Raw genomic sequence first — 19,341 nt, forward strand, 5'->3', positions numbered from 1 at the left:
AAAGGCCGAAATGATACCTGCTCACCCGCGGCCTTGCGGCCGGTACTAGTGCAGCTTCAGGCGGATAGTTGTGCGAGCGGCTCCAGGTGCTCGCATCCGTAGTAGTCGCACACGCGGGTTCGGACCTCGACTGCTGCCAGCAGGCGGTCGGGTTCGACGATGGCCCTCTTGCCGCGCCCACTTGGGCTCGATGGGGTTGAGCCACGGGCTCTTCACCGGCAGGAAGCACGCCACGATCCGAACCCCGCCCTCCGCACGAGCCTTCCGGTTGTGGCCCTTGATCCACACCCGCACGCGCTTACTGACGTGCCACGCCGCGTTGTCCCACACCAACAGTAGCGCCTTCTTCCCCTCCGCCTTCAGCCGCTCGCACACCCAACCCAAGTAGTCCTCCGTCACTTGCGAGACCGGGCGGCCCGACACGAACCGCAACATCATCCGGCCCGTGTCCCCGCGCAACAGCCCGTAGCACGACAGCGCCTTCGGGTCGGTATCGCCCTTCGGCACCTCGCGCTCGACCAGCCGCAACGGGTCGTCGGACCAGGCGTGCATCGCGGGAGGGCCAACCGGCTCCACCAGCACTCGTCTTGGTACCCCAGCACCCACTCCGGGTGCGACGCCGCCAATCGGATCAGCCGGTCGCGCTTTTTTTTCGCGCGTAGGCGGGGTCGGGACTTGTGATCCACTGCTTGGCCCGCTTCCACCCGTGCCCCAGGCGCTTGACCGCCTGCCGGACGGCCTCGTGGGAGAGCCGGCGCGGGGCAACTCCTGCTCGAAGGCGACTTCGGCCAACAGATCCAGGGTCCAGGTGCTCCGGGCCTTGCCGAAGCGGCGCGGGGACTGGTGGAGGATGCCCTTGAGCGGATCGGCCTTCGCCTCGTCGAGGATCGGCTGGGCATCCTTGGGTCCGCGCTTCTTCTCGGCCAAGCAGCCGGCCCCCTCCTTCTCGAAGGCATGGATCGTGTTGCGAACGGTTTGCGAGCGCAGCCGACCCGGCGCGAGATCTGGGACGGGGTTTTTGGTCGGCGCTGGCCAGCAGGATCTGGGCGCGCGGAGGGTAAGAACTTCCCGGCTGCGGAGGCCCTGTCGGAGCGCCCCGCGCTCGGATTCCGTCAACTCACGAAGAAACAGTGCTTTCATGAACCATTATTCGCAACCAACTGACCCCTCACAACAAACCGAATGACTCTCCACTAGGACTAAACGACAAAACCCTGGCCATCATCGAAAATCGCTGGAAGACAGCAGGTTTGTCCGGTAGTCCTAATGGCGGCGGGAAGGTCGGCAACTGGACCGGCACGAAACCGAACTTCACGCGCTAGCTAATAGACCTCATTCACGATAGCAGTTGATTCGTAGGATGTCGGGACGAATCTTGCCCTGTCGGATGATGCCGATGATCGCGCGCCTTGAGAACCTGCGGAAGTCCTCGGTCGTTTTTGGTCACCTGACCGGGTTGACCGTTGCCGCGTTCGATGCGTTGGCGGCTGATGTGGTCCCGGCCGTTGAAGCCGCGCACAAGAAGGCACTCGAGCGGCCCAACCGACAACGGGCGGTCGGAGGAGGCGACGACTTCGACCTGTCGACCGCCGATCAGGTGCTGCTGACGGTCATCTGGCTGCGCCAGTACCCGACCAATGAGGTACTCGGGTTCCTGTTCGGGGTGTCCGACTCGACGGCCAGCCCGCCCGCACCCGGTGCCTGCCGGCACTGGAGCAAGCGGGCCGGGACACGATGCGCACGCCCGACCCCGGCACGGCCCGGCGCAGCGGTTGCCGGCGTTGCTCGCCGGCACGCCCGGTCTGGCGGTGGTAATCGACTCGTTCGAGCAAAGGACCCCGCGCCTGAAGCGCCGTCCGCGGGCGTACTATTCGGGGAAGAAGAAGGCCCACACGCTCAAGAGCCAAGTGGCCGTAGATGAGGAGTCCGGGGCCATCGTGGACGTCTCGGACTCGGTGCCGGGGCCGTGGGCGGACATCAAACGGCTCAAGAAGTCGCGGCTCATGAAGCGGCTCCCGAAGGGGGGGTCGGCGGGATCGGCGATCTGGGTTACGTCGGGATGGGCGAACTGCACCCAACGGGGTTGGGCGCGGCCCCGCGACGCAAGCCGCGCGGGAAGGACCGTCCGCCAGAAGACCGGAAGTACAACCGCGCGTTCAGCCGGCGCCGGATCGTAGTGGAACACGCGATCGGGCGGTTGCGCGGTTCCGGGCGGTGGCGCACTTAAACCGACACCCGCGACCGAGGCACGCGATGCGGGTCGGGCCATTGCCGGGTTGGTCAACCGGATGCTCAAACACCGAGCCTCCTGAACCGGCTCTGGGGAAGGGGCAGAACACTCGACCCGCTATCGTGAATAAGGTCTAATTCCATTAGGTGTTAAAAAGCAGGAGCGACGGCACACCGCTTGCATTGCAGTGAGAGCGTGAGCTCTTCCTCAAGCGGGAGTCGCATCAAATGGCTGTCACGGTCGAGTACGCCGGGCTGACGGACATCGGCCGCGTGCGCAAGAATAACGAAGACCACTTCCTCATCGCGGACCTCACGAAACAGCTCCAAGTGACGCAGACGAGCCTGACCCCGCCCCACTCCTACGGGTGGAAATCGGGCGTTACCGGGCACCTGTTCGTTGTGGCCGACGGAATGGGCGGACTGGCCGGCGGGGAACTGGCCAGCGGCCTCGCGGTGGAAACGATTTCGTGGTACGTCGCGAAGACGATGCCGTGGTTCTACCGTTACCAGGACGGGCGCGAAAAGGAGCTGGAGAACGAACTCAAGAACGCGGTTCAGGCGGTTCAGGAAGCAGTTAAAGACGCGGCCGAGCAATCGCGGTTCCGCAAAATGGGCACGACGCTCACCCTCGCGTGCGTGCTGTGGCCGCGCGTGTACGTCGTTCACGCGGGCGACAGCCGCTTTTACCTCCGACGCGACGGCAAACTCCAGCTCTGGACCACCGACCACACGGTCGGGCAGCGCGCTGTGGACGACGGCTTGCTGACCCCCGCACAAGCGGAAGCGTCCGGGCTCGGCAACGCGCTCTGGAACTGCATCGGTGCGGGTCAGAGGGATGTTACGCCCGACTTGTACCACGCGACCCTTCAACCGGGCGACGAGTTGCTCCTGTGTACGGACGGCCTCTCGCGCAAGGTGACGGACGAAGCGATTCACGACATCCTCGTGAGCGCCCCGTCCGCCGAACTCGCCGCGAGCGCGCTTATCACTGCGGCCAACGACGCCGGCGGCTTCGACAACATCACCGTCATCGTTGCGCGGATGCAGCCCGTATCCGCCCGCGACCTCAACGCGACTCCGCCCGACGGCATCCCGCTCCTGGCGTCCGGGGTGTGAAAGCGTTTTCGCTGTTGTGTTCCCGCTCGCGATCTCGGTGTGAGGAGTGGGGAACACAACAGCGAGATTCGCCATGAAAGCCCTGGAACAACTGCTTTTTTGGGTCCACGGGATGTCGGCGGCGGCGTGGTTCGGAGCGATCTTCTACCGCACACTCGTCGTCGACGCGAAAGCGTACACGTTCTTCGACAAGCGGTCCGATTACGAGCACTTCTCCACGCACCTCGCGCACAACATGCGGTACTTCGTGACGGCCGGGCTCCTGACGTGCGGGCTGTCCGGCTTCGCGCTCGTCGGGTTGAAGTGGGACGGCTCGAACATCGTGTGGCTCGCACTGATGACCGCGAAAGCCGGTGTGTGGCTCGCGGCCTGCGTCCTGTTCACGTATGTGTCGTGGGTCCACTGGCCGTGGCGGGCCTGTGCTGCGTCGGACGAGTTCGCCCGCTACCGCACACAGGGTCAGCGGCTCGCACTCGGAATGGTGGCACTGGCCGGCACCGGGTTCGCGCTCGGTCAAGCGTGCCGGGCGATCGCGAGTGTCTAATCGGTTCTGGCCAAGGCTCTTTCGCTCTGACAGGAATCGCTCTGTCAATGGAACCCGCCCCGTGATACTTCCGTGAACCTGAAACCCGCCCCGGCTGGAGCGTGTATGCTATGAGGGTGTGGCAACGTCGCCTCTTGCGTTGCTGCGGTCTTGTGGAGGTGCGCGGATGTCTCGGGCGGCTCACATCGGGTTGACGGGCGCGGTTCTCGCGATGGTCGGTGTTCTGGTCGGGTTCTCGGAGCCGGCGCGCACGTCCGCCGCGGACCCGGACGTCAGCACGGACCGACTCAACAAGGAAATTGAGAACGTGAAGTTCGCCGCGGTCGACGGGAAAACGCCCGCGCTCCGGGATTTCGCGGGCGAAAAGGGCACGGTCGTCGTGTTCCTCTCGTTCGACTGCCCGGTCTCGAACAGCTACGCGGGCGCCCTCGCGGAACTTCACAAAACCTACGCCGCAAGGGGCGTCAAGTTCCTTGCACTCGTCCCGACGGACGACAGCGCGGAGCGGATCGCGAAGAAAAGCACAGAGTTCAAACTCCCCTTCCCCGCCCTGTCTGACAGCAAACTCGCGGCGGCTGAAGCGTTCAAGGCGATCGTCACGCCGGAAGCGTTCGTCCTCGATCACAACCACGTCCTGCGGTACCGCGGACGGATCGACAATCAGTATTACGGCCGTCTGAAGAAGAACCCCCAGGTGACCGAACACGACCTGCGGGACGCACTCGAAGCGCTCACCGCGGGCAAGAACGTGTCGGCCCCCGCGACGCGGGCCATCGGCTGTCACATTGACGCGAAAGAGCGGAAGGTCACCTCCGACACCGTTACCTACCACCGCGACGTGCAGCCGATCCTCCAAAAACACTGCCAGAGCTGCCACCGACCCGGTGACGTGGGGCCGTTCGCGCTGATGACGTACAAACAGGCGCTCAACTGGGCCTCCGACATCGTCCACTACACACAGTCGAAGGAAATGCCGCCGTGGAAGCCGAGCGCGGGGCTGGAGTTCAAGAACGCCCGCAGTTTGACCGCACGCGAACTCGACACGCTCGCGTTGTGGGAAAAGACCGGGTGCCCCGAGGGTGACCCGAAGGACGCCCCGCCGCCCGTCAAGTTCCCGGCCGGCTGGCGCCTGGGCGAACCGGACCTCGTGGTCGAAGTGCCCGACGACTTCCATGTCGGCGCTGCCGGCAAGGACACGTTCCGCTGCTTCGTGCTCCCCACGGGGTTGAAGGAAGACAAGTACGTGGTCGCTTACGAGGTGAGGCCGGGCAACGCGACCGTCGTTCACCACACGCTCAACTACTTCGACACCACCGGTAAGGCGCGCAAGCTCGAAACCGCCGAGCGCGAGCGCAAGAAACTCGCGGACGAACTGGATCGCGGTTCCGGTTACCCGGTGGCAATGGGCCTCGGCTTCATCCCGAACCAGGCGGATGCGCCGCGCCCCGAAATCCCGGCGGTCGGGTCGCTCGGCGGCTGGGCGCCGGGGCAACTCGGCACGCAATTCCCCGAGAGTTCCGGCGTGCTGCTGCCCAAGGAAGCGGAGATCGTGCTCCAGGTCCACTACCACCGCACCGGGAAGCCCGAAAAGGACCGCACGAAGGTCGGGCTGTACTTCGCGAAGAAGCCGGTCGAGAAGCCGTGGACCACGCTCGTCGTGGGGGGAATGTCACCGCTCACACTCATCCCCGCGGGCAAGGCCAAGCACGTCGAGAAAGGTTCCGCGTGGACCACCGCGGACGCGAACCTTCACAGCGTGATGCCGCACATGCACCTGCTCGGCCGGAGCGTGAAGGTGAGCCTGACCCCGCCGGGCGGCGAAACCGTCGTGCTCGTGGACATCAAGGACTGGGATTACAACTGGCAGGAATCGTACTGGTTCGCGAAACCCGTGTTCGCGAAGGCGGGTACCAGGATCGATGTGGAGGCCGTGTTCGATAACTCCGACAAGAACCCCCACAACCCCAGCAACCCGCCGAAACTCGTGCGGTTCGGCGAAGAGACCACGAATGAAATGCTGTTCGGGTTCCTCGGTGCCACGCCCGTCGGTAAGGAGCGCGTCCGCGTGCTGCGAACCGACCCCAACAAGAAGTAAGTGCAATTTGCCGAACCCCGCCCACAAGGGCGGGGTTCGCCCCACACTTCCGCATTCCCCTCCGATAGAATCCTTCACAATCCGTTCACCGCGCAGCAGCACCGCCCAGATCGAGATGGAACGACCGCTCGAGCGTCTGGTAGGATATTTCCCACCAACGGAGGAACTCCGATGTACCGCTCATTGCTGGTCCCGGCGGCCCTGATCGCGCTATTCTCAACCGCTCCCGCCGCTCCGGTCCCGAACGACCCAGCGGCGGTGCGCAAAGCACTGGACATCCAGTGGGCCGAACTGGAGAAGGACGAGCCGGCCGCGTCCAAGTCGCTCTTGGCACTCGCTGGGCGCCCGAAGGACGCGATCCCCTACCTGCGTGAGAACCTGAAGCCTCTAAAGCTCACCAAGGACCGGGTGCAACAGCTTCTGACCGACCTGGGGAGCGAGAAAGAAGCGGTGTGGAAGGGCGCGTTCCACGAACTGGAATACTTCGACCCCCGGTTAACCATCGATCTGGTGGGACTCATGGATCAGGTGACAGACGCCCCGGCGCGTCAGCGGTTGGTCACGGTCTTGAGTGGCCGGACCCTGGACTACCTGAACAAGCACTTGATGAACAAAGCGGTGACTCTGCGGGCGCTCGGTAAGGGGGACGGGTACAACTTTCAGGCCGACGGGTCGTGGTGGGCCGAGCACCGGGTGGACCGGCTGAACGTCGGGGAGTTCGTGGGGTGCCCCAAGCGCAAGTGGACCCGGGCGGTCCGGGCGATTTCGTTACTCGAGTTCTTCGGCACCCCGGACGCGGTGGCGATCCTGAAGGATCTCTCGACGGGCCATCCCGACGCGCAGCCAACCAAGATGGCCCAAGAAGCACTGGACCGACTCAAAGACAAGCCGTGACACCCCTCACAGGCTGGCGAGCACTAATGACCCGGTGGTCGGTAACCTTCATGCGCCACCAGCTCAGTGGCGCCCGGAGCCGCTTCAATCAATTTCGCAAAGTCGACATACTCGTGCAGCATCAACCCTCAGTTTTCGGGTGGCTCGGCTGACGCTGTATTCACGCGAATCCGCGCGTCCCACACCCGAACTCTTTGCCTTGATGATGCACGAGTGTACAATTAAAATGTAGCGCGGTTACGAGTTGCCCGAGTGTCTCCTCACGACACCAGCGCCGAGGTAAGTGAGGGCCACTTTTGTTACCGAGATGTTGGCCCAATGAACCCCGAAATCGCGGAGATGTTAGCACTTGTTAGCCCGCGGTAGCCGTTCGCATGAGGAGGTCAGGAAGCCAATAATGCCCGAAGTCCTGAAGCAATCAGAATTTGGTGCATTGTTCGCTCCCCGCCGCGTTCGCACGAGCCGACCCGGGGCCAAAAAGTTAGCAATTGTTACCCCAGTAGCCAACGTAGAGCGAAACGATCTAGCCAATATACTAATGATTGCAAGAATCGAACGAGTGTCCACTGAGATTCCGGAACCGAGATCAGCATTTTTAACGAAGAATCTACGGAGATCGCACATGAGATTCCGCTACGCGCTCGTGCTCGCGGCGTTCTTGGGGCTGGTGCCCCTCGCCGCGTCGCGTGCGGACGATAAGGCCAAAGCCACCGCGGACGCGAAAGTGACCGCAAAAGCGGCGAAGGTCGAGGTACCGTACCGCCTCACCGACACGAAGCACGTGATGGTGCGCACGAAGATCAACGGTAAGGGGCCGTTCAACCTCATCGTGGATACAGGCGCCCCGGCCGTGTTCATCACGAAGGGCGTTGCGAAGAAGGCCAAGGCCGAGGAAGGCGAAAAGGGCTGGGTCGATTTCGACTCGTTCGAGTTGGAAGGCGGACTGAAGGTCGAAAAGGCCCGTGGTCGGGTCGAAGACCTGATTCAACTTGATGGCATGAACGGGATGGGGTTAGCCGGCGTCGAGCTGCACGGCGTGATCGGCTACAACGTGCTCGCGCGGTTCCGCATCGAGTACGACCTCACCCGCGACAAACTGGTGTTCGAGCCGCTCGCGTTCGACCCGCCGCCGCTCCTTCCGCTCGGCGGCAAGGGCGGCGAGGGCATCCAGTCGATGGGACCGATGGTGAAAATGCTCACATCGCTCCTCGGCATCAAGCCGAACTTCGATATCGCCCCGCGCGGGTTCACCGGGATCGAGTTCGACGAGAAAGACGGCAAAGTCGTCGTCAAATCGGTCCTCACGGGCAGCCCCGCCGAAAAAGCCGGACTCAAGGTCGGCGATCGTATCACCAGCGTCAAAACGGACACGGTCGACTCGGGCAAAGACCTAGCGAAGGCGCTCGCGAAAGCCGGGGTCGGCACCAAGTGGCGGTTCCACGTCACACGCGACGGCAAAGAAGAAGAGATCGTGGTCGAACTCGGAAAGGGGCTTTAATCATGAAATTCGCACGTACACTTTCCCTGTTCACGGCTCTTGCTTTCGCACCGGTTGCCATTGCTGCGCCGCCGGAAAAGGAACCGCTGAAGAGCGACGAAAAGCCGATCGTGGTTCCGTTCGAGCTGCTGAAATCGCGACACATGGCGATTCAGGTGAAGATCAACGATAAGGGACCGTACCGCTTGATCTTCGACACCGGCGCCCCCACGAACCTCGTCAACAACAAGATCGCGAAGGCGTCCGGGATACTATCGAAGGAAGATAAGGGCGGGTTGCCGCTGTTCGGTGCCTCGATGGGCGCGAAGACCATCAAGAAGCTCGAAATCGGCGACCTGAAGCTCGAGGGGATGCCCACGATGGTGATGGACCACCCCACGGTCGCGGCGATCGCGGACGTGGTCGGGCCGGTCGAGGGCATCATCGGGTTCCCGTTCTTCGCCCGTTACAAGATGACCATCGACTACGAAAAGAAGGAAATGACACTCACCCCCAGCGGGTACGTCCCGGGCGACGCGATGCAGGGCCTGATGGACAAACTCATGGGCGCGTCCAAAGGCACCAAGCCGGAACCGAACGTGGTCGCCCCCGCTGCGGTGTGGGGATTTGACGTGTCCCGCGACAAGGACGACGAAGACGCGGGCGTGGTGGTCGGCAAAGTGCTCGCGAAGAGCCCCGCGGCAATCGGCGGACTGAAGGAAGGCGACCGACTGCTGACGCTCGACGGGCGCTGGACCGATACGATCGCCGACACTTTCCTGGCCGCGTCGCTCGTGAAGCCGGGCAAAGCCGTGACACTCGTCGTGAAGCGCGACGGCAAGGAGAAGAAGCTCACCGTCACCCCCGGCAAGGGTTTGTGAGAGCGTTTCGGCCTCTCCCTTCCTCCACATAGGTTGGGAGAGTTCCCGCTTGGGTGAGCTTCACGGACAACTTCAGGCAAGGCCCGCCCATGCTGAAATGGTTCAAGCGCGTCCTGGGTGCTGAAGGTCACATCTCGCAACGAGCCATTGCTGCGCGAGTCCGCGATTCCGACCCCAATGTGCGCCAACAAGTGGCCGATCACCTCGGCGGGATCACAGAACCGTGGGCCTGCGACGAACTGTTTGTTCTGCTCAAAGACATGATGCCCGAGGTCCGCGACGCGGCACTCAACGCGCTCCGGCGCCAGGGGCCAAGTGCAACGACCGTGCTGATTCGGGCACTCGAATACGCCGACCCAAAGGTAGCAGTACCGGCCGCCGATGTGCTCGGAGAATTGAAAGACCTCGACGCGGTTCGGCCACTACTTCTGGTGATGAAGTTCGGCTCACCCGAGACTCGGGCCGCGGCCTTTCGTGCTTTGATCTCCTACGGGCGCGCTGCGATTCCCGCACTGGCGCTCGCGCTGCAAGATCCCGATCCGTGGACCCAAACGCGCGGGGAGGAGATTCTCGCCGCGATCCGCGAGTCCATCCGAGCGCAAGAAAACACCGCGCCCGATTCGAGCAAAGGTGCGTGAGCTACCCCCGGGACCGCGGACGTCCGGTCCGCTGCTCTCCGTGCCATACGGCGCGGTGTTACTCTGCGAACCACTGCGACAGGCCACCTTTCAGGACCATCGCAACGAGCCGCGACCGCGAGGGAGCGGAACCGCGACTCCCGTCTATCGCACCGAGCCGCAGCGGACGTGCGGTACCTCTCGCTCCCTTGCGGTCGCGGCTCGTGACCACTGCGGACGGGGCGTCCGCGGTCCCAGGAAAAGACGGTCATTCCTTGCGAATGCGCGCGTCGTGAGTAATGGTGTAGATCGGCTTCTGCGGGTTCGTGTCGCGGTCCATCCACGACACCTCGAAGCCCGTCCGCGTCGTTTGTGCTTGTACGCGACCGGGCAAGTCCTTCAACCCGAGGTCCGCCACGGTCGGCGTGTACTTGCCGTTCTTCTTGTGGTACGCGCGCTGGGCGTAGTAGCAGCGGTGGAGCGTGTCACGAATGTCCCAGTCCACATCGGGCTTGAATTTCGCCTCGCCCGGCTTGGCCGTGCTGAACTGGAGGAACCCCCAGCGCTCCGGCCGGTGCATGTCGATCAACCCCTGCGGGGACCAGACCCAGTTGTGTTCGGGCTTGCCTTTCACTTTCTGCGTTTTGCCCCCGACGAGTTCCGTGTCCCATTCCACGCGCGAGAAATTGATGCGCCACTGGTCGCCGTCCTTCGGCGGCATCGGCCTCCCACTGAGCTCCTTGAGCCCCTTCCAGGGCCACTTGATTTCGATCGTCCAGCCGGTGTCCTTGTCGCGCGGGTCGTTCAGCGTGCCGTTCACCTTCACAGCGGTCTTCAGGCCCGTGATTTCCCAGGCATTCACGGCGTTTCCGCCGTCCTTGTACGGCTTCGTGAGGAGCAGGTCCCAGGTGGTGTTCAGCGCGTTCAGTTCGAGTTCGCCGTAGAGGTGGTTGTCGCCATCGGGGTCGAGAAAGACCTCGAAATCGTTATCAGCGAAGATGACCGAATCGTGCTCCTTGAGCGTGGCCCACACGTCCGGCTCTTCGAGTTCCGCCGCGATGTACAGCGCCTCATCGTCCCAGAGCATCTTCACCCGCGTGCGGAACCGCGGCTTGGGTTGCTTGTCGCCCTCGATGTCTGCGAACGTGTCCGTCCACGGGACCGCGTCCCAGGCCGCGTCCTTGAGGTCGCCATCAATCGCAACCGGCCCGGCGGCGCGGTAGCAAACGTAGCCCTTGGGGTGCGGGAACGGGGAGAGTACGTCGGGTTCGGCTGGTGCCGCACCGGTGGCGTGTGGCACCAGCGCGAGCCCAATAACGGAGCCGACCGCAATAACGGCCGCGAGCGAGCGAAGCATAGCAAGAGTCCCGTGCGAGGAGGACGGTTCTTGCCTTCAGATTTAGTCGGTGTGCTTGAACAAGTCGAGGAACCGGTCCTCGTACCGTTTGAACAGCCCGAGCCGGTCGAGTTCGCGTTTCAGCTCGAACGCCTTGGTGCGGTCGGTCGCGGCGCGCGAAAACAGTTCCTCGATCCGCTGCACGGAGGTCTGCGAAACGGGCTCGTCCGGCCCCTCGTACCGGTACCCGATCCCCTCGTGTGCGGGGCCGCTCTCGCTCTCGGCTTCCTCCTCGTCGCCCGAAAAATCCTCGCCCCCCTCGTCCTCGTCCGCTTCCCCTTCGCCCTCCTCGCTCGGGCGCTCGTACTGGTCCTCGACGCGGGCGAGCAGTTCGCCCAATTGCTCCTCAACGGCCCGGGCCTGCTCCGCGAGTTCATCGAGATCGAGTTCCACGCCCGTCAGCATCGTGAACGCTTCGAGGATCGCGAGCGACGCTTTTGGGAACGGAACCTGAGCGAACACCTGCGGCATCTCCCCGAGGAAGCAGTTCCCGCGGAGCCCGCTCGCGGCCGCGGCCCCGAGCAGCACGCCGTTCAGCCCCCCGATGTGCCCCTCTTCGAGAATGGTCACATCGAGCCGCCGCAGTTCCGCCACGCCGTCCTCGTCGGTGGCCGCGCCGAACACGCGCGACGGGTGCTCGGGGCGCATGTCCGTCGCCATCGCCGCGAACGTAATCACCCGCTCGACGCCCAGTTCGCGCGCGTACTCGATCACTTGCCGGCAGAACGGGAACTTGCCCACCGGGGGCTGGGCTTCGCCGAGAAAAACAACGAGGTCGTGCCGCTTGTCCGGGTCGGTCCACACGAAAAAGCGGTTCCGCGGCCGGCGAGCGGGTTGGATCACCCCGTCCTTTACTTCTACCTGGGTCACGTCGAACAGTTCACCGGACTCGAACTCGGCCACGGCGGTCATGCCGAGTTTCGCGAGCAGATAAACGCCCGCGTTCAGGGCCACGTGCCCCATCCCGGGCCAAACGGCCACGAACCACGGGTGCGTCAACTTCGGGATGTCGGGCATGGCGAGCCGCTCCGGTTCCGGGCGCCGTGAATCACGAGCGCCTCACTTGAATCATACGCCCCGCGGCCACTGGTGCGTGACCGCTCAGCGTTTGACGGCCGCGCGCGGGCACTTGTGCCCGAACTTCGGGGGCAGAGGCTTGACCGGCGCCCGGGTTCCCGGATGATCGTCGGTAGGCGCATTCGATTACCGTAGGAGCCGGCGTTGTCGCACGATTCGAGCATCGAACCGATTCTCCGCGCCGTCGAACCGGCCCTGAGGCTCGTGTCCGAGCGGCACTTGCGCCAGGTGCTGAACTTCCTGGCCGACCGCGGGCGCGCGCTGCCCACCCGCGCGGATTTGCCGCACTGGTTCAGTCGAACCGACCTCGTCGCCGCGGACGTGCTGCCGCGCGCCGTGTTGGAGGGAACGGAGCCGCGCCTGCTGCTCGTGACCGACCCGAACGACCGGCTGATCGATAGCAAACCGCGGGAAGAACAACTGCGTGTCTACTGGCGCGTGTTGTTCCGCGCGGCCGTGATGCGCGCGATCGATCAGCAACTCGCGTCGGGGAAATTGAGCCCGGAAACGTGTTCCGCACGCCTGAGTGCCTTCGGTCCGGGCGCGGCGCGCGAGATCCGCTACGTTCTGGAGAACGAGCACTTCGCCGCACCGGAAGCGAACGACGTGGACCGTTACCGCGTGTTCTCAGCCGTGTACTTGGACCTCGACCACTTCACGACCCACGCGGCGGAGGAGTTCTTCCCCGCCCTGCCCCACGGCCACGCCGTCCGGGATCTGCTGTCGGACGGAATCACCCTCGCGGAACTCGCCACCGCGTCGCGCCCGGCGGGCGCAGCGGACCCGGAACGCGATCCGCCCCCGGACGAGCGCTGGTGCGCCCCGTGCGCGCCTCGAACGCCTGCTCCGGGCGCTGCGGCGCGGGGCGATACGAGCGGGAAACTCCAGAAGGCGCTCGAAGCCGAACAGAAGGGGAACCTCGTCCGCGCGGCGGTACTCCGCACGCAAGCGGCCGAGATCGGACAGGGCGAGAACTGCGAACGGGCCGTAGCGGGTGCCATCGCCGCACTCGGACAACTGGTGGACCGACTCGGCGACGTATTGGGGTGGGACCACGAAACACGCCAAGAGTGGCGACAGGCACTCGGGCCGCTCCTCCCGCTCGCGGCGGCGGGCATCTGGCCGCGCGCCGCGCGCTGTTTGTACGAACTGCAGCGCATCCCGGCGGACCTCGCGCGCGAAGTGTACGCCGTGGACCTACCGGAAGCGATCCGCACGCTCGGTCGGCGCCCGGTGCGCCGACACTTACCGCACGCGCGTCCGGTCATGCTGTTGATGGCGCTCAACAAGGCACACAAACAACTGCTCCGCGCCGGGTTGGACGAACAGGAGCAACTGCGCCTCGACCGCCTGATGCACCACGAGGTCCACCGGCGCGAGCACGCGATCCGCTACGAATTCGAGCCGATCATTGTGCGCGCGATCACGGACGCGGGGGTGGTGCCCGCCAACCGGGTCGAAGAAGTCGCACGCGACAAGCTCGTTGCGGAGTTGCTCGACCGCGTGTGCGATCGCGGGTTTCTGCGCATCGGCGACCTGCGCGACGCGGTCGCACGAAACCGGCTCAAACTCCCCGATCTCGCAGGGGTCGGCGAGTTCCTGACCGGCGACCCACTGTTGCGCGCGGACCGGAACCTCGCTTATGCGCTCGACGGTGTGTACCGGCGCGGCGAAATCTACCTCCGAATGATCCAGCGGTTCAGCTCGATCTTCTTCGGCACCCCGTGGGGCCGGGCGCTCACGCTGTACCTGCTCCTGCCGTTCGGCGGCGCGTTCTTCGCACTGATGTTCGCCGAAGAGTTGCGGCACATCGGCGGGAATGTAGTCGGGTTGGTGAGCCGGTCGTTCGAGTCGAAGCCAAAGGCTCAGGCCACCCCAGGTACGATGGTACCTGTGCCTAACGGCGGAACGGCGCCAGCAGCACAGTGGGAATGGGATTTCGACGAAGACACGCTCGAATTCTTTGAAGACGAGGTGGCGACCCCGACCGACTTCGACCCCGATACACTCGAGTTCGTCACGAAGAACGTCGAAGACCGCGTCGAACTCGTGACTAACGTGTTCACGTCGTCCGCACCGAAAAAGGGGGCGGTGTGGGAGTTCGATGAGAACACACTCGAATTCCACGAGGTGGTGCCCCACGGTCACGGCACGGATCTCATCACTTGGCCCGCGATCCTGGGGCTAGGCATCTTCCTCCTACTGATGTTCCACGCCCCCCCGTTCCGGCGGGCCGTGCTCGCGGGCGTGGGATTGGTATGGTGGGCCGTGCGGGGGGTCGTTTGGGATCTGCCGCACGCGGTCTGGCGGTCGCGGTCGTTGCGCGCGATCCGACTCAGCGGGACCGCCCGGTTCCTGTATCGCCACTTTTTCAGCCCGCTGCTCCTGAGCCTCATTTTGGTGGGGGTCTTTTTCGTACTCGGCTTGAGCCCACGGTTCCTGTTATGGTGGGGTTGGATCCTGTTTGTGACGCTGACGGTGTTTTACAACACGCCGTTCGGATGGATGTTTCAGGACCGCATCGCGGAGGCATTGTCGGATTGGTGGCGCCTCGTCCGTTCCAACCTCGTGCCCGGCTTGATCGGCACGATCATCGACGTGTTCCGCACTCTGGCGAACTGGGTCGAACGACAGCTCTACGCTGTAGACGAGTGGATGCGGTTCCGCGGTGGCGATTCGCAAGGGTCGCTCGCCCTGAAAGCGCTCCTCGGGTTGATCTGGTTCCCGATCGCCTACGTGACACGATTCGCGTTCTATTTGCTGCTGGAACCGCAGGTGAACCCGGTCAAACACTTCCCGGTCGTCACGGTCGGTCACAAGGTCGTGTGGCCGACGCTACCGGCGCTCGCAGAGATAATCGGGTGGGTGCCCGCCACGGTCATCATTAACGGGTGCCCCGGTGTGTTCGGGTTCGTCGCGTGGGAATTGAAGGAGAACTGGCGGTTGTACCGCGCGAACCGGTCGCCCGATCTCAAGCCGGTGATGCTCGGTTCGCACGGCGAGTCGATGCGCGGGCTCCTGCGGCCCGGTTTCCACTCCGGGACCGTGCCCAAATTACATCGCAAGACGCGACACGCCCTGGACGCGGGTGATCGGGCGAAGGCGGCCCGTCTGCACCACGAACTGCAACACGCGGCCGAGGGCGTTCACCGGTTCATCGAGCGCGAACTCCTGCCCCTTTTGGCCGGTAACAAGGATTGGGGCGAAATTGCCGTCGAGGTGGGCGCGGTACGGTTCGGGTGCCAACGGGCGGAAGTCGAACTACGAGCACCCGCGCTGGGCCGTGACCCGTTCGTGATCGCGTTCGAGAACATCGGCGGCACGATCGAAGCGAGCATCCCGCACATGGGCTGGGCCGACAAACTGACGGAACCGCAGCGCGCCGTGTCCACGTTCGCGCTCCGGGGGCTCCTCGACATGGCCGCGGTCACACGGTTCGACGCTCACGAGCGCACGGCCGAACCCGGCCCCGAACGGGGCGCGGGTGCGCTCGCGCGCCGGGTGACCTGGGCCGAATGGGTCGCCCGCTGGTGACGCGGTTCTTGCCCAATCTGTCCCCCGAACCCGGTTCCGCACGCTAGAATAGACGACACCTGCCTGCGCTGCCCTTCCCTGGGTCACCCGATGCCCTCCGATTCGATTGCCGGCTTCTTCGATCACGCCAAGGCGAACCGCGTGCTGTTCCCCGATCAGGTGGAGCAGCTCATTCGTCAGCCGGACGCCCCACAAACCGACCTCACCGCGCTGTGCTCGTACTTACTGGAAAAGGGCGTACTCACGCGGTTCCAGGCCGACGCGATCCGCGAGGGGCGCGGCCAGGATCTGAGTTTCGCCAATTACCCGGTGGTCGATGAGATCGGCCCGTGCCCGGGGGGAACCGCATACCGTGCCCTTCACCCGTCGCTCCGCACCCCGGTCGTCCTGCGGCGATTGAACACGAGTGCGTTCGGGCAAAACACTTCGACATCGGGCGTCATCAAACGCGCGCGCGCCTTTGGGATGCTCCCACACGCGAACCTGCTCCCGCTCCTTGATGCAGGAGAGTACCGCGGGGAAGCGTATGCCGTGCTGGAACAGCCCAGCGATGCGGCGGATCTCGGTTCGCTCTTGATCGAAATCGGCGGGGCCATGCCGGGGTTCCTCGCGGCCGAATACGGCTGGGCGGTCGCCGCGGCGCTGGGCACGATCCACGAGCGCGGCGGTTGGCACGGCGAGGTCCGACCCGGACTGGTGATCGTCGGCCCGCTCACGGCGAAAGCCTACCCCGACGGAACGACGAAGCGCCGGCCCGCGCACAACGCGACCGCGAAACTCGCCGAAACGGGACTGATCCCGGCCCACGCGCTGGGTACGCAAAACTTGCCGGTCCCCGATGTCCTGGCGTACCTCCCACCGGAGAGCTTGGACGAGAACATTTACGACGCGCGTAGTGACCTTTACGGCTTGGGCGCGTCACTTTACCTGTTACTCGCAGGTCGGCCCCCGCACACCGCCGAAACGTTGAGCGAACTCGCGGACAAGATTCGCTCCGCGGAGCCCACCCCGCTCGAGCGACTGCGACCCGACGTTCCTTCCGAGTTTGCCGCGTTCGTCATGCGCATGATTGCGAAGCGACCCGAAGATCGGCCTCAGACTGCTCAGGAAGCACAAGACGCGCTGGCTCCCTTTTGTCGCGCGGGCATTCTTCCCCCTCCACCGCCACCCGCGGTGCCGATGGCCGTACCGGTTTCGTCGGTGACCTCCATTCCGGTCGTGCGCGAAGTCGCGATGCCCGTGGCGGTGCCGGTCGCCCCCCCGGAACCGGACGGCTGGGGCGTGAACCCGGACGCCTTCGCCGAGGCCCAAGCTGCGTCCGCGGCCGATTCGGGGCAAACGCGCCGGAGAAAATTGTCCAGCAAGGACAAGAATCGCTCGAGGCTGTTGATCGTGCTCGGGCTGTGCCTGCACCTGACGGCGTTCGGCACGCTCGCCGCGTGGGTGGGCGGGTACATCAGTTTCGATTCGAGCCCCGATCCGGTCGAGAAGAAAGACAAGGAAAAAGAGAAGCCCAAGGCGAAGCAGCCCCGCGAGAAACCCCAAAGCTAACGCATGATTCCCTGTATCTCGCAAGTGACAACGCTCCCCGGGTCGTTCGCGGACGACGTGGCGAACTACCCGGCCGGCGGATGCACGGCCATTGAAGTGTGGCTAACGAAGCTGGAAAAGCACCTCGAAGCCGTCTCACCCGCGGACACGCGCATCGCGCTCGCGGACCGCGGAATCACCCTCGTCGCCGCCGCGAGCCAGGGCGGACTGCTTCTGTCGCAGGGCGAACAGCGCAAGGTCCATTTCGACCACTTCAAGCGCCGGCTCGAACTCTGTCAGCAGTTCGCGATCCCGACCCTTCTGCTCGTTACGGATTTCGGCCCGGCGACCGGCCACGCGCTGGACCCTCAGTTACTCGGTCGCGCGCTGGTGTCGCTCACGCAGGCCGCACAGTGGGCCGCCGGGTTCGGGGTGCGGCTCGCGCTCGAGTTCCGGGGAACCGAGACGTTCTGTTCGTGCCTCGACACGGCGCTTACGCTCGTCGAGCAATGTGGCGAGCCGAACGTCGGCGTGTGTTTGGACGTGTTCCACTACTACAAGGGACCGAGCAAGCCCGAAGACCTGCAGCGCCTGACCGCACGGAACCTGTTTCACGTTCAGGTGTGTGACGTGGCCGGGGTGCCCCGCGAGCTCATGACGGACAGCGACCGCGTGATGCCGGGCGAAGGGGACTTCCGCCTCGAACCGCTCGTGCAAAGGCTCACGCAGATCGGGTACACCGGTGCCGTCTCCCTGGAACTGATGAACCCGGTGCTATGGGCGCTGAAAGCCACGCAGGTCACCGAACTCGGCATGACCGCCTTACGGCGGCTCCTGAAGTAACGAGTCACAATCACGTTTGCCGACTACCTCCAACGAAACGGTCGTTTTCTCACCACACGAGGGATACCATGTTTCGCCGCGGGTTTACGCTGATCGAGTTACTGGTGGTGATCGCGATTGTTGCCGTCCTCATTGGACTGCTGCTCCCCGCGGTTCAGAAGGTGCGCGAGGCCGCGGCCCGCATGAAGTGCCAGAACAACCTCAAGCAAATGGGACTCGCGATCCACGGGTACCACGACAGCTACCAATTCTTCCCCGCGTCCGGGTGGACGAAGGCCGGGGCCGGGAACCCGGCCGGGAAGTGGCACTCGTGGCGCACCGCCATCCTCCCGTATGTCGAGCAAGACAACTTGCGAAAGGTGTTCGATCTGAACTTCCACTGGTGGGAAGGCCCGAACCTGTCCGCGGCCGGTTACCGGGTTCCGATGTACGAGTGCCCCAGCACCGGTTCGCGAACGCCGATCACCGCGGCCCCGGCAAAACCGTCCCCGGCCCCCGGGCGCCCGGCGCTAACGTTCACCCAACCCCTGGCGCCAACCGACTACGAGGCGATCCAAGGGGTCCAACACGGGAGCATCAACCCGCACTTCTCCGCCCCGCTTTACACTGCCGACAACCGGTTCTCGGTCATGCACCGGGACTCGAAGAACGCAATGACGGCCATCAGCGACGGAACGTCATCGACCATCATGGTCGTGGAAGCGGCCGGGCGCCCGCTCGTGTACCGCGGGCGCGTGCCGAACACGGGGGTGACCAACGACCAGGGTATCGGTTGGGCGGACAACGAAGGGCCGTTCAGTTTCGACGGGTCGGCGGCCGACGGATCGGCCGAGGGGTGCGGGGTGAACTGCGCGTCGGTGATGAACAAACGAAACGACAACGAACCGTACTCGTTCCACACGGGCGGCGGGAACTTCCTGTTCGCAGACGGGCACGTCCAGTTCCTCCGCGAGGAACTGAGCCTCGCGACGTTCGCCGCACTCTGCACGCGCGCGGCCGGCGAGAACTGAGGTGCTGACGATTTGACGGACAGCCCAACTGCTTAAGATTGAAGTTCCCCACGAATGGTAGACAGCGGGAAAGCGGTGTAAACTCGGATCACCAG

The 19,341-nt window shown here is 64.4% G+C and carries 16 protein-coding genes and 1 pseudogene; 14 read left to right on the top strand and 3 right to left on the bottom strand.

Features of this window, described 5'->3' with window-relative positions:
- Positions 1–45 precede the first annotated feature (45 nt).
- Entirely contained in the window at positions 46–1,140 is a 1,095-nt protein-coding gene (locus tag J8F10_RS40290; RefSeq protein ID WP_210653244.1) for a transposase, read from the bottom strand.
- A 256-nt stretch (positions 1,141–1,396) separates the two neighbouring features.
- On the opposite strand from J8F10_RS40290, the gene J8F10_RS38565 reads away from it, so the two are divergent.
- From J8F10_RS38565 to J8F10_RS07665, 10 genes and pseudogenes are all read left to right on the top strand, one after another.
- Entirely contained in the window at positions 1,397–1,921 is a 525-nt protein-coding gene (locus J8F10_RS38565) for a helix-turn-helix domain-containing protein (RefSeq protein WP_246523037.1), read from the top strand.
- Positions 1,845–2,006, top strand: a pseudogene (locus tag J8F10_RS38570) (transposase family protein); the annotation flags it as partial. The gene J8F10_RS38565 and the pseudogene J8F10_RS38570, both read left to right, overlap by 77 nt.
- Positions 2,007–2,059: 53 nt before the next feature.
- Positions 2,060–2,227, top strand: a complete 168-nt coding sequence (locus J8F10_RS38575; RefSeq protein WP_246523039.1) for a transposase family protein — start codon at positions 2,060–2,062, stop codon at positions 2,225–2,227.
- Between the two features lie 230 nt (positions 2,228–2,457).
- The gene (locus tag J8F10_RS07635) at positions 2,458–3,348 is read left to right on the top strand and encodes a PP2C family protein-serine/threonine phosphatase (RefSeq protein ID WP_210653245.1); all 891 of its coding nucleotides are present in this window, start codon (positions 2,458–2,460) and stop codon (positions 3,346–3,348) included.
- A gap of 73 nt (positions 3,349–3,421) precedes the next feature.
- Complete coding sequence (locus J8F10_RS07640) at positions 3,422–3,892, top strand: hypothetical protein (RefSeq protein WP_210653246.1); 471 nt, start codon at positions 3,422–3,424, stop codon at positions 3,890–3,892.
- Positions 3,893–4,058: 166 nt separating this feature from the next.
- Positions 4,059–5,987 carry a redoxin domain-containing protein gene (locus tag J8F10_RS07645; protein ID WP_210653247.1) on the top strand — a complete coding sequence of 643 codons (1,929 nt, stop codon included), beginning with the start codon at positions 4,059–4,061 and terminating at the stop codon, positions 5,985–5,987.
- Positions 5,988–6,158: 171 nt separating this feature from the next.
- Positions 6,159–6,881 (top strand): hypothetical protein, encoded by a 723-nt coding sequence (locus tag J8F10_RS07650; RefSeq protein ID WP_210653248.1) that lies wholly within the window; start codon positions 6,159–6,161, stop codon positions 6,879–6,881.
- A gap of 622 nt (positions 6,882–7,503) precedes the next feature.
- Positions 7,504–8,379 carry a PDZ domain-containing protein gene (locus J8F10_RS07655; RefSeq protein WP_210653249.1) on the top strand — a complete coding sequence of 292 codons (876 nt, stop codon included), beginning with the start codon at positions 7,504–7,506 and terminating at the stop codon, positions 8,377–8,379.
- 2 nt (positions 8,380–8,381) lie between these two features.
- Positions 8,382–9,239 carry a PDZ domain-containing protein gene (locus J8F10_RS07660; protein WP_210653250.1) on the top strand — a complete coding sequence of 286 codons (858 nt, stop codon included), beginning with the start codon at positions 8,382–8,384 and terminating at the stop codon, positions 9,237–9,239.
- 89 nt (positions 9,240–9,328) lie between these two features.
- Positions 9,329–9,877, top strand: coding sequence for a HEAT repeat domain-containing protein (locus J8F10_RS07665; protein WP_210653251.1), 549 nt, complete (start codon positions 9,329–9,331; stop codon positions 9,875–9,877).
- A 247-nt stretch (positions 9,878–10,124) separates the two neighbouring features.
- Here the strand turns inward: J8F10_RS07665 and J8F10_RS07670 are convergent, their stop codons facing one another.
- Both J8F10_RS07670 and J8F10_RS07675 read right to left on the bottom strand, forming a co-directional pair.
- The gene (locus tag J8F10_RS07670) at positions 10,125–11,213 is read right to left on the bottom strand and encodes a carbohydrate-binding family 9-like protein (RefSeq protein WP_210653252.1); all 1,089 of its coding nucleotides are present in this window, start codon (positions 11,211–11,213) and stop codon (positions 10,125–10,127) included.
- A gap of 42 nt (positions 11,214–11,255) precedes the next feature.
- On the bottom strand, positions 11,256–12,269 hold the full coding sequence (locus J8F10_RS07675) for a PAC2 family protein (RefSeq protein WP_210653253.1): 1,014 nt from the start codon (positions 12,267–12,269) through the stop codon (positions 11,256–11,258).
- 204 nt (positions 12,270–12,473) lie between these two features.
- Between J8F10_RS07675 and J8F10_RS07680 the strand changes: the two genes are divergently transcribed.
- From J8F10_RS07680 to J8F10_RS07695, 4 genes are all read left to right on the top strand, one after another.
- Positions 12,474–15,863, top strand: coding sequence for a hypothetical protein (locus J8F10_RS07680; protein ID WP_210653254.1), 3,390 nt, complete (start codon positions 12,474–12,476; stop codon positions 15,861–15,863).
- Positions 15,864–15,953: 90 nt separating this feature from the next.
- Positions 15,954–17,414, top strand: a complete 1,461-nt coding sequence (locus J8F10_RS07685) for a serine/threonine protein kinase (protein ID WP_210653255.1) — start codon at positions 15,954–15,956, stop codon at positions 17,412–17,414.
- 3 nt (positions 17,415–17,417) lie between these two features.
- The gene (locus J8F10_RS07690) at positions 17,418–18,236 is read left to right on the top strand and encodes a sugar phosphate isomerase/epimerase family protein (RefSeq protein ID WP_210653256.1); all 819 of its coding nucleotides are present in this window, start codon (positions 17,418–17,420) and stop codon (positions 18,234–18,236) included.
- A 68-nt stretch (positions 18,237–18,304) separates the two neighbouring features.
- The gene (locus tag J8F10_RS07695; protein ID WP_210653257.1) at positions 18,305–19,246 is read left to right on the top strand and encodes a DUF1559 family PulG-like putative transporter; all 942 of its coding nucleotides are present in this window, start codon (positions 18,305–18,307) and stop codon (positions 19,244–19,246) included.
- Positions 19,247–19,341: the final 95 nt, after the last annotated feature.

It is taken from the genome of Gemmata palustris, assembly GCF_017939745.1.
Taxonomy (GTDB): Bacteria; Planctomycetota; Planctomycetia; order Gemmatales; family Gemmataceae; genus Gemmata; species Gemmata palustris.